The organism is Burkholderia sp. Bp9090 (assembly GCF_003857985.1).
Taxonomy (GTDB): Bacteria; Pseudomonadota; Gammaproteobacteria; order Burkholderiales; family Burkholderiaceae; genus Burkholderia.
Genome location: NZ_QTPV01000010.1, coordinates 1 through 10,572, shown reverse-complemented (window position 1 = coordinate 10,572; position 10,572 = coordinate 1). Strand labels below are relative to the sequence as shown.

Genomic DNA, 10,572 nt, shown 5'->3' with positions numbered 1-10,572 from the left:
GGAGACACACGATGAGCGAACTCACCGCCCAATTCGACCAGGCCCAGGTCGACGTCAAGCAACTGACAGAGCGACCGGGCAACCTGACGCTGCTGCGCCTGTATGCGCTCTTCAAGCAGGCGACCGACGGCGACGCGCACGGCGACAAGCCGGGCTTCACCGACATCGTCGGCAAGTACAAGTACGACGCGTGGGAAGCGCTGAAAGGCACGACCCAGGATGCGGCGAAGCAGCAATACATCGAACTCGTCGAATCGCTGAAGAACGGCACGGCGTCCTGATCTGTCCCGCCTGCCGCGACAGTCAATCAATAGGCAATCAAATCAGTGGCGCAGCGCAGCAAATATCTCTATAATGCTGGCTGCGTCACCTCCCGCGCTCGGCTCGCAAGCCGTTCCGGCCCGACGCCTCGTAGCGTTAAGCTCCAATCCGGTTTAGAACCTGTCCCCTCCTGCTTCGACCCTCGCGGTCGTCAACTAGGCTGGCGGCCCCCGCTCCAGAAGCGCGCCGCACCCAAAACAGCTTCTAATGCCTCATCCGCCGACGGTTCGGCGGATTGCACCCGTTTCCCGATTTGCTCGCTGAATCCGACGACTTGGGTATGCGCGATTGGCGCCGACGTTTCACCCACTGTGTTTCAAGGATTGTTATGACTTCGAGCATCAACTCCAGCCCGCTCAACGCGATCGCCGACCAGGCGCTCGGTCTCGAGAACGCCGCCGCACCGGCCGCGGTCGAACCGGCGTCGGACGAGCCGACTTTCGCGTCGCTCGGGTTGTCGCCGGAGATCGTCTCCGCGCTGCAGGCCGCCGGCTACGCCAAGCCGACGCCGGTCCAGCAGCGCGCGATTCCGGCCGGCATCGCCGGTCGGGACCTGCTGGTGTCGAGCCCGACCGGTTCGGGCAAGACGGCCGCATTCATGCTGCCCGCGATCGAACGTTTCGCGCAGCTCCAGAAGGCGCAGGCGCAGCAACCGCGTGCGCCGCGCGAACCGAATCAGGGCGACCGCCGTGCGCGCCGCCCGCAGCCCGTCGCCCGCCCGGGCCTGCTCGTGCTGACGCCGACCCGTGAGCTCGCGATGCAGGTCACCACGGCCGCGTCGACCTACGGCAAGCACCTGAAGCGCCTGCGCACGGTCAGCATCCTCGGCGGCGTCGCCTACGGCCAGCAGCTGATGCTGCTCGCGAAGAACCCCGAGATCCTGGTCGCCACGCCGGGCCGTCTGCTCGATCACCTCGAGCGCGGCCGCATCGACCTGTCCGAACTGAAGATGCTCGTGCTCGACGAAGCCGACCGCATGCTCGACATGGGCTTCATCGAAGACATCGAGACGATCGTCGCCGCGACGCCCGAGTCGCGCCAGACGATGCTGTTCTCGGCCACGCTCGACGGCAAGATCGGTTCGCTGACGAGCCGCCTGCTGAAGGATCCGGAACGCATCGAGATCCAGCAGCGCCTCGAATCGCGCGCGAACATCGCACAGACCGTCCATTACGTCGACGATCGCGACCACAAGGACCGCCTGCTCGATCACCTGCTGCGCGACGACGCGCTCGACCAGGCGATCATCTTCACGGCGACCAAGATCGATGCCGACCAGCTCGCCGGCCGTCTCGCCGACGCCGGCTTCGAATCGGCCGCGCTGCACGGTGACCTGCCGCAGGGCGCGCGCAACCGCACGATCCGTGCGCTGCGCGAGCGCCGCGTGCGCGTGCTGGTCGCGACCGACGTCGCAGCCCGCGGCATCGACATCCCGGGCATCACGCACGTGTTCAACTACGACCTGCCGAAGTTCGCGGAAGACTACGTGCACCGTATCGGCCGTACGGGCCGTGCCGGCCGTTCGGGCACCGCGGTGAGCCTCGTGCACCACGCCGAGCAAGGCGCGCTCAAGCGCATCGAGCGCTTCGTGCGCTCGCCGCTGCCGGTCAACGTGATCGAAGGCTTCGAGCCCCGCAAGGCACCCCCGCGCAACGATCGCGGCACCGGCGGCCGCGGCCGTCCGGGCGGCGGTAACGGCGGTCGTCGTTTCGGCGGCAAGCCGGGCGGCGGTCATGGCGGCAACGGCCGCAGCTACGGCGGCGGCAATGGCGGCGGCTGGAGCGGCAAGCCGGGCGGCAGCCGTGACGGCGGCCCGCGTCGCGACGGCCAGCGCAGCGGCGGCCCGCGTCGCAGCAATTCGGCGTCGTAAGCACGCCCCGGCGGCCCCCGTGGCCGCCCGCCCATCCGGCAAACCGGCGCACCCGCGCCGGTTTTTTTTCGTCCCGCGCCAAATTTCACGATGCGGAAAATTTTTTTGCGTCGTAAAAAATCATGCTGCGCGGCACAACCTTACAATTGCGAGATGGGAAAAATCGTTTCTCATTGCGAAACACAAAACACAAGTTGTTGATTAAAAACGATTAAAAAGTTTCAAACTTCCTGGTATAGCCCCTGTTTCACTCGGATCGGTTTGCCTAGACTCTTATACAAGACTTCTCAAAGCGGCACGCACCGCGCCCCGCTTCGAGAACAGCATCAGCACCGTCCGATTCGACCGATCTGGCAACACACCGCATCAAGGAGCTCATCATGTCGCGACAGCAACAGGCACAGGAACTGCAAAAGCAATGGGAAACCGATCCGCGCTGGAAGGGCATCAAGCGCAGCTACACGGCTGAGGACGTGGTGCGCCTGCGCGGCTCGATCGCCGTCGAGCACACGCTGGCCAAGCGCGGCGCGGAAAAGCTGTGGCACCTCATCAACGAAGAGCCGTTCGTCAACGCACTCGGTGCGCTGACCGGCAACCAGGCGATGCAGCAGGTGAAGGCCGGCCTGAAGGCGATCTACCTGTCGGGCTGGCAAGTGGCCGGCGACGCGAACGTCGCGGGCGAAATGTACCCGGACCAGTCGCTGTACCCGGCGAACTCGGTGCCGCTCGTCGTCAAGCGCATCAACAACACGCTGACGCGCGCCGACCAGATCCAGTGGTCGGAAGGCAAGAATCCGGGCGACGAAGGCTACGTCGATTTCTTCGCGCCGATCGTCGCGGACGCGGAAGCCGGCTTCGGCGGCGTGCTGAACGCGTTCGAACTGATGAAAGCGATGATCGAGGCCGGCGCCTCGGGCGTGCACTTCGAGGATCAGCTCGCGTCGGTAAAGAAGTGCGGCCACATGGGCGGCAAGGTGCTGGTGCCGACCCGCGAAGCGGTCGCGAAGCTGTCGGCGGCGCGTCTCGCGGCCGACGTAATGGGCACGCCGACCGTGCTGGTCGCGCGGACCGACGCGGAAGCGGCGGACCTGATCACGTCCGACATCGACGACAACGACAAGCCGTTCCTGACGGGCGAGCGCACGGTCGAAGGCTTCTTCCGCACGAAGCCGGGCATCGGGCAGGCGATCTCGCGCGGCCTCGCGTATGCGCCGTACGCCGACCTCGTCTGGTGTGAGACGGGCAAGCCGGATCTCGAGTACGCGAAGAAATTCGCGGAAGCGATCCAAAAGCAGTTCCCCGGCAAGATGCTGTCGTACAACTGCTCGCCGTCGTTCAACTGGAAGAAGAACCTCGACGACGCGACGATCGCGAAGTTCCAGAAGGAACTCGGCGCGATGGGCTACAAGTTCCAGTTCATCACGCTGGCCGGCTTCCATGCGCTGAACTACTCGATGTTCAACCTCGCGCACGGCTATGCCCGCACGCAGATGAGCGCGTTCGTCGAACTGCAGCAGGCGGAGTTCGCGGCGGCCGACAAGGGCTTCACGGCCGTCAAGCACCAGCGCGAAGTCGGCACCGGCTACTTCGACGCGGTCACGCAGACGGTCGAGCGGGAAGCCTCGACGACCGCGCTGCACGGCTCGACCGAAGACGAACAGTTCTTCGACGGCAAGAAGGTCGCGTAACGCGCGCAAGCGTCACGCCGATGCCGGCCCGTCACGCGACGGCGCGGCATCGGCGGCACCGGACAACAATCAGGGAGGAGACGGCTGGCGCGCGATCGACGTCGCGCGACCGGTCGCGCGCGGCCAGTGGCCGCCAGCAACGACGCGCGCCGGCTTCGTCCGGCGCGCCCTTTTTTCAGCGGCGCCGCCGTGCTGTCGCCCGGGCGGCTACGAACGACGGGCGCCGCGTCTACCGATAGACGATCACCGGAATTTTCGTATGGGTCAGCACGCGCTGCGTTTCGCTGCCGATCAGCAGGCTGCCGAGCCCGCGGCGTCCGTGGGACGCCATGAAGATCACGTCGCAGCCGCCACGTTCGGCCGCCTCGATGATGCCGAGGTACGGCGACGGATGCACGCTCGTCCAGCTGTCGCAATCGACGCCGGCCGCCTTCGCGGCTGCCTGCACGTCGTCCAGGTGCGCGCGCGCCTCGCGCTCGCTGCGCGCCCGGAAATCGGCGGGCGGCTCGATGATCACTTCGGAAAACGGCGAGTACGGATACTGCGGCAGGCACGCATAGGCCGTGACCCGCGCGCCGACCGCGCGCGCCAGGTCGATCGCGCCGTCGATCGCCTTCTGCGACAGTTCGGAACCGTCGGTTGGAACGAGGATGTGCCGGAACATCGCGCCCTCCTGCGTCAGACGCACCGCGCGCACCGCGAACCCATGCGGGCCGGCTCCGGCGCGTCGCGCATGCCAGTTTCGATTGTAGTGCGCGAAACCGGGCGACCGGCGCCGGCAGCGGGTTCGCCCTCATATCGGAAACGCGCGGGCCGGTGCGCCCTGCTCGCCCCGCCCTACTCGCCCCAATACCCCGGCCGTTCGTACGTATGTTTCAGGTAATCGAGAAACAGCCGCACGCGCAGCGGCAGGTGACGGCGCTGCGGAAACACCGCGTGGATGCCGATCGGTGGTGCCGCGAACGCGTCGAGCACGGTGACGAGGCGGCCGGCCGCGATGTCGTCGCCGACCTCCCACCACGATCGCCATGCCAGGCCGTAGCCGGCGAGGCACCATTCGTGCAGCACCGCGCCGTCCGAGCATTCCATCGTGCCGTTCACGCGGATCGACACCACCTTGTCGCCCTCCTGGAACGCCCAGCCGCGCTGCTGGTTCGCATTCGCGGCAAGCGCGAGGCAGTTGTGGCGCGCGAGTTCCGCAAGCGTGGCCGGCGTGCCGCGCCGCGCGAGATACGCGGGGGACGCGACGCACACCCGCCGGTTCTCGCCGAGCTTCAGCGACACCAGCGACGAATCGGGCAGCTCGCCGAGCCGCACCGCGCAATCGAACCCTTCGTTGACGAGGTCGACCATCCGGTCGGACAGGTCGAGCGTGACCGACACGTCCGGATGCGCGCCGCTGAATTCGGGCACGAGCGGCGCGACGTGGCGCCGCCCGAAGCCGGCCGGCGCGGAAATGCGCAGGTGGCCGCTCGCCTTCACGCCGCCGGCGGACACGCTCGCCTCCGCGTTCTGCATGTCGTTGATGATCCGCTGGCAATCCTCGAGGAAGGCCGACCCCTCGAAGGTCAGCGTGAGCTTGCGCGTAGTCCGCACCAGCAGCTTCACGCCGAGCCGCTCCTCGAGCGCGTCGAGGCGGCGGCCGATGATCGCCGGCGCGACGCCTTCCGCATGCGCGGCCGCCGACAGGCTGCCCTTCGCCGCGACCGCGGCGAACGTTTCGATCTGTTTGAACCGGTCCATGACTCGCAGGGCGGCGCTCCCGCCCTTCAAATAGCTTGAGCCGTCAAGATTAGGTATATGAAAGTAAAAGATCAAGTGATGTTTAGCGTCTTTTTTAGCACTGACGAGCACGAATAAAATCGTTTCCGACCTCTGAAACTGGAGCGCAAGGCTATGTCGGCCACAACGACACTCTCCTCTCCCGACGCAATCCTCTTCGATGCATTCGGCACGTTGTTCGACGTGCATGCGGTCGTGGCCGCGGCAGAGCAGATGTTTCCCGGTCACGGGGACCGGTTGTCGCGGCTGTGGCGACGCAAGCAAATCGAATACTCGCAGTTGCGCACGCTCGCCGATCCCTCCGGCGCCCGCTATCGCCCGTTCCGCGACATCACGCTCGACGCGTTGCGGTTCGCCGCGCGCAGGCTCGGGCTCGCGCTGAACAGCGCGGCCGAGAAGCGGCTGATGGACGAATACGCGTGCCTGTCCACCTATCCCGACACGGTGCCCGCGCTGCGCAAGCTGCGCGCGCTCGACCCGCGCCCGCCGCTCGCGATCCTGTCGAACGGCAACCCGGAGATGCTCGACATCGCGATCAAGAGCGCCGGCATGACCGGCCTGTTCGATCGCGTGCTGTCGGCCGACGCGGTACGCGCGTACAAGCCGAGCCCGGCCGCGTACGCGCTCGGCACCGCCGCGTTCGGCGCGAACCCGCGCGACATCGTGTTCGTGTCGTCGAACGCCTGGGACGTCGCGGGGGCCGCCTGGTTCGGCTACACGACGTTCTGGCTCAACCGCACGGGTGCGCCTGCCGAGGAACTCGGCGCGCCGCCCGACGGCACCGGCAGCGGCATGGCCGACCTGCTCGCATTCCTCGCCACCCCGGCCCCGTCCGGCAGACCCGCGAACCGCGCGCGCCCCGGCCCGGGCGCATGACGTTCGCTGCGCTGCCGCCTTCCCCCTTCACCGAAACCGCAACTGACCGACCAAGGAGATGAGACTCATGAGCACCCCGATCACGCTGCCGCAAGGCATGGCGATCACCGGCGAAATCAAGCCGGGTTACGAAGCGATCCTGACGCCTGAAGCACTCGCACTCGTCGCGGCGCTGCACCGCGCGTTCGAGCCGCGCCGCCAGGCGCTGCTGCAGGCCCGCGTCGAACGCACCAAGCGCCTCGACGCCGGCGAGCGCCCCGATTTCCTGGCCGACACGAAGGCGATCCGCGAGGGCGACTGGAAGGTCGCGCCGCTGCCGGCCGACCTGCAATGCCGCCGCGTCGAGATCACCGGCCCCGTCGAGCGCAAGATGATCATCAACGCGCTGAACTCGGGCGCCGATTCGTACATGACGGACTTCGAGGATTCGAACGCGCCGAGCTGGACGAACCAGATCGACGGCCAGATCAACCTGAAGGACGCGGTGCGCCGCACGATCTCGCTCGAGCAGAACGGCAAGTCGTACCAGCTGAACGACAAGGTCGCGACGCTGATCGTGCGTCCGCGCGGCTGGCATCTCGACGAGAAGCACGTGACGGTCGACGGCCAGCGCGTGTCCGGCGGCATCTTCGATTTCGCGCTGTTCCTGTTCCACAACGCGAAGGAACTGATCGCGCGCGGCTCGGGCCCGTACTTCTACCTCCCGAAGATGGAAAGCCATCTCGAAGCGCGCCTGTGGAACGACATCTTCGTCGCGGCACAGGAGGCAGTCGGCGTGCCGCGCGGCACGATCCGCGCGACGGTGCTGATCGAGACGATCCTCGCCGCGTTCGAGATGGACGAGATCCTGTACGAACTGCGCGAACACAGCTCGGGCCTGAACGCCGGCCGCTGGGACTACATCTTCTCGGCGATCAAGAAGTTCAAGAACGACCGCGACTTCTGCCTGGCCGATCGCTCGAAGATCACGATGACGGTGCCGTTCATGCGCGCGTACGCGCTGCTGCTGCTGAAGACCTGTCACAAGCGCAATGCGCCGGCGATCGGCGGAATGAGCGCGCTGATCCCGATCAAGAACGATCCGGAAGCGAACGACAAGGCGATGGGCGGCGTGCGCTCGGACAAGCAGCGCGACGCGACCGACGGCTACGACGGCGGCTGGGTCGCGCACCCGGGCCTCGTGCCGATCGCGATGGAGGAATTCGTCAAGGTGCTCGGCGACAAGCCGAACCAGATCGCGAAGCAACGCGACGACGTGCAGATCGAAGGCAAGAACCTGCTCGACTTCCAGCCTGAAGCGCCGATCACCGAAGCCGGCCTGCGCAACAACATCAACGTCGGCATCCACTATCTCGGCGCCTGGCTCGACGGCAACGGCTGCGTGCCGATCCACAATCTGATGGAAGACGCGGCGACCGCCGAGATCTCCCGCTCGCAGGTGTGGCAGTGGATCCGCTCGCCGAAGGGCGTGCTCGACGACGGCCGCAAGGTCACCGCCGAGCTCGTGCGCGAATTCGCGAAGGCCGAGCTCGACAACGTGAAGCGGTCGGTCGGCGGCAACACGCAACCGTACGAGCGTGCCGCGGCGATCTTCGAACAGATGTCGACGTCGGAAGGCTTCACCGAATTCCTGACGCTGCCGCTGTACGAGGAAATCTGACGACGCGGGCCGGGTCGCCCGGTCCTGCCCGCCGCCGGTCGCGCAACACGGCGGCATGAAAAAAGCGCCCCGCGGGGCGCTTTTCCTTTGCTGGGCAGCGGGTTCTCTATGCGGATGCGGCGGCGGCTTCCCGCTCGCGCCGGTGCTGGACCCAGTCGCCCGACACGATGCGCGGACGGTCGGCTGCCGCATGCGCGGCGACCGGATAGTAGACGCACGCATAGGCACGACCGCCGAGTTCGACGGTCACCGGCTCCTGCCGGAACAGCGTGTCGACGCCCGGATAGACGCGCTCGATCTCGTCGAGCACGGGCACCAGTCGCTCGTCGATCTCGTAGACGTCGCCCCACACGAGCGACCGGCCGGCCGGCCCGGGCACCATGCCCGGATACGTGCCGAAATCGTACAGTTCGCCCGGCAGTGCGGCCGCCCCGAGCAGCGTCGGCGCGGCGATCCCGTTCCGCGCGGCCGCCTGGCCGATGTCGTTGGCTTCTCCCGCTCTCAACGTGCCGTAGACGAATACATGGCGCATCGTGGTCCTCCTCTTCGATTCAGGTGTTGCCGTGCCGGGCCGTCGCGGCCGTGCCGCGGGCGCCGGCGTCGTTGGGGCGCTGCTTGTGCGAACACGCGCCCGCATCGATAGACCGCGCCGGCGGCACGATGGTTCTTTTCGGCGCGACGCATCACGCTGGCCAGGGCTTGCGCCGGCCGGCACACGTGCTGCCCCATACAAAGTTCATTTGAACCGTGCATTATCGGCCGAAAAACCGCCGCATGCGCCTGCGCGGCGCCTTCTAAAATGACGGCATCGCCGCCGCGCCGACCGAATCGTCCATGAACCCGCCAGCCCAAGCCGACGCATCGAACCCGTACGACGTCATCGACATCCCGCCCGAGTTCGCGCCGACCCGCGTCCACCCGATGCGTGTCCGGGCACGGCAGGTCGACGCCGGACGCCGGATCCCGCTGCACACGCACGCGTGGGCGCAACTCGCGTATGCATCGCGCGGCGTGCTGCGCGTCGCGACGACCGGGACGACATGGATGGTGCCGCCTTCCCGCGCGATCTGGGTGCCGCCGCACGTCACGCACGAGGTCGTGATCGTCGAGGAAGCGTACTTGCGCACGCTGTACATCGACGAGTCGGTCGTGCCGGACGGGCTCGACGCATGCCGGGTGGTCGAGGTGACGGGCTTGCTGCGCGAACTGATCGTCGCGCTCGACGCGCGCGACCTGAGCGGCACCCGCGAACGGCTGCTGTGCGGGCTCGTGCTCGACGAGCTGAGCCGCGCCGAACCGCTGCCGCTCGCGGTGCCGATGCCCGACGAGAAGCGGCTGCGCATGCTGTGCGAGGCGGTGCTCGCGCAACCGGCGCATGCGGAATCGCTCGAACACTGGGCGAGCGAGGTGGGTGCGAGCACGCGCACGATCTCGCGGCTGTTCAGGCAGGAACTGGGCGTGAGTTTTTCGCAGTGGCGGCAGCAGGCGCTGCTCGCGCGCGCGATTCCGCTGTTGAACCAGGGGCGCCCGCTGTCGCATATCGCCCGCGAACTCGGCTACCAGAGCCAGAGCGCGTTTTCGGCGATGTTCCGGCGCGCGTTCGGCGAAAGCCCGCGCGCGTTCATGCTGCGCGGCTACGAGCATCGCGGCGCGGAAGACGGCATCGCAATCGACGACGACGCGATCGACGCCGCCCGCTGACCGTCGCCGCGTGGCCCCCCGCGTGGGTAACCGTTACGCGCTCAAACCGGACGCACCATGTGGCGAATCGAGCCGAGCTGGGCCAGCCTCGGCCCGGTGACGCGGTAGCCCATACGCAGGTAGAGGCGCGCGGCCGGATTGTCGACGAACACACGCAACTGCAGTTCGTGCAGCCCGCGGGCGCGCGCCCAGCGATGCGACATGTCGAGCATGTAGGTGCCGGCGCCCTGTCCGCGATGGCCGGCCGCGATCTGCACGTCGCGGATGTGCAGCGAATCGCCCTCCTCGGTCACGCGCAGCACGCCGATACGTTCGCCGTCGGCTTCCAGGATGAAGTTTTCGGATTCGCGCCAGCTCGCATAGAACAGGTCGCTGCGCCAGACGAGCCCATGGCGCTTGTAATAGCCGCCCATGTTGCCGTGCGTCAGCGCCTCGGCAAACGGAAAATCGCCAGGCTCCGCGGGCCGGAGCTGATACAACAATCGCAGGTCGGTCGGATCGAGCATCGCGCAGGGGTCAAAAACGCATTCCGCCACGATAGCGCAGTCGCGGGTGGATGCAATCGCGAATTTCTCGTAGTGGCGCCGGATCGGCGATGCAAATGAAAAAGCCCGCACGAGGCGGGCTTTTTCATTTTCTGGCGGAGCGGACGGGACTCGAACCCGCGACCCCCG

The 10,572-nt window shown here is 67.1% G+C and carries 10 protein-coding genes; 6 read left to right on the top strand and 4 right to left on the bottom strand.

What is annotated here, in order from left to right; translation table 11 throughout:
* The first annotated feature begins 11 nt into the window (after positions 1 to 11).
* The 3 genes from DIE16_RS12020 (at position 12) to aceA (ending at position 3,879) form a co-directional block, all read left to right on the top strand.
* Positions 12 to 281 (top strand): acyl-CoA-binding protein, encoded by a 270-nt coding sequence (locus tag DIE16_RS12020; RefSeq protein ID WP_044847954.1) that lies wholly within the window; start codon positions 12 to 14, stop codon positions 279 to 281.
* 368 nt (positions 282 to 649) lie between these two features.
* A complete protein-coding gene (locus tag DIE16_RS12015) occupies positions 650 to 2,191 on the top strand; it encodes a DEAD/DEAH box helicase (RefSeq protein ID WP_044847955.1) in 1,542 nt (513 codons plus the stop codon).
* Positions 2,192 to 2,571: 380 nt separating this feature from the next.
* Positions 2,572 to 3,879: an isocitrate lyase gene (gene aceA, locus DIE16_RS12010; RefSeq protein ID WP_124486171.1), complete on the top strand. Its 1,308-nt coding sequence runs from the start codon at positions 2,572 to 2,574 to the stop codon at positions 3,877 to 3,879.
* A gap of 229 nt (positions 3,880 to 4,108) precedes the next feature.
* Here aceA and DIE16_RS12005 read toward each other — a convergent pair whose 3' ends face one another.
* Positions 4,109 to 4,543 carry a universal stress protein gene (locus DIE16_RS12005; RefSeq protein ID WP_044848000.1) on the bottom strand — a complete coding sequence of 145 codons (435 nt, stop codon included), beginning with the start codon at positions 4,541 to 4,543 and terminating at the stop codon, positions 4,109 to 4,111.
* 173 nt (positions 4,544 to 4,716) lie between these two features.
* Positions 4,717 to 5,622 (bottom strand): LysR family transcriptional regulator, encoded by a 906-nt coding sequence (locus tag DIE16_RS12000; protein ID WP_044847957.1) that lies wholly within the window; start codon positions 5,620 to 5,622, stop codon positions 4,717 to 4,719.
* A 153-nt stretch (positions 5,623 to 5,775) separates the two neighbouring features.
* Between DIE16_RS12000 and DIE16_RS11995 the strand changes: the two genes are divergently transcribed.
* Together DIE16_RS11995 and aceB are read left to right on the top strand one after the other, a co-directional pair.
* Positions 5,776 to 6,537: a haloacid dehalogenase type II gene (locus DIE16_RS11995; RefSeq protein ID WP_124570248.1), complete on the top strand. Its 762-nt coding sequence runs from the start codon at positions 5,776 to 5,778 to the stop codon at positions 6,535 to 6,537.
* Between the two features lie 67 nt (positions 6,538 to 6,604).
* Complete coding sequence (aceB, locus tag DIE16_RS11990) at positions 6,605 to 8,197, top strand: malate synthase A (RefSeq protein WP_124486169.1); 1,593 nt, start codon at positions 6,605 to 6,607, stop codon at positions 8,195 to 8,197.
* A 106-nt stretch (positions 8,198 to 8,303) separates the two neighbouring features.
* Here the strand turns inward: aceB and DIE16_RS11985 are convergent, their stop codons facing one another.
* Positions 8,304 to 8,729: a gamma-glutamylcyclotransferase gene (locus DIE16_RS11985; RefSeq protein ID WP_124486168.1), complete on the bottom strand. Its 426-nt coding sequence runs from the start codon at positions 8,727 to 8,729 to the stop codon at positions 8,304 to 8,306.
* A 302-nt stretch (positions 8,730 to 9,031) separates the two neighbouring features.
* Here DIE16_RS11985 and DIE16_RS11980 point away from each other — a divergent pair, with 302 nt between their 5' ends.
* Positions 9,032 to 9,898, top strand: a complete 867-nt coding sequence (locus DIE16_RS11980) for a helix-turn-helix domain-containing protein (protein WP_124519979.1) — start codon at positions 9,032 to 9,034, stop codon at positions 9,896 to 9,898.
* 41 nt (positions 9,899 to 9,939) lie between these two features.
* Here DIE16_RS11980 and DIE16_RS11975 read toward each other — a convergent pair whose 3' ends face one another.
* Positions 9,940 to 10,404, bottom strand: a complete 465-nt coding sequence (locus DIE16_RS11975) for a GNAT family N-acetyltransferase (protein WP_014896698.1) — start codon at positions 10,402 to 10,404, stop codon at positions 9,940 to 9,942.
* Positions 10,405 to 10,572: the final 168 nt, after the last annotated feature.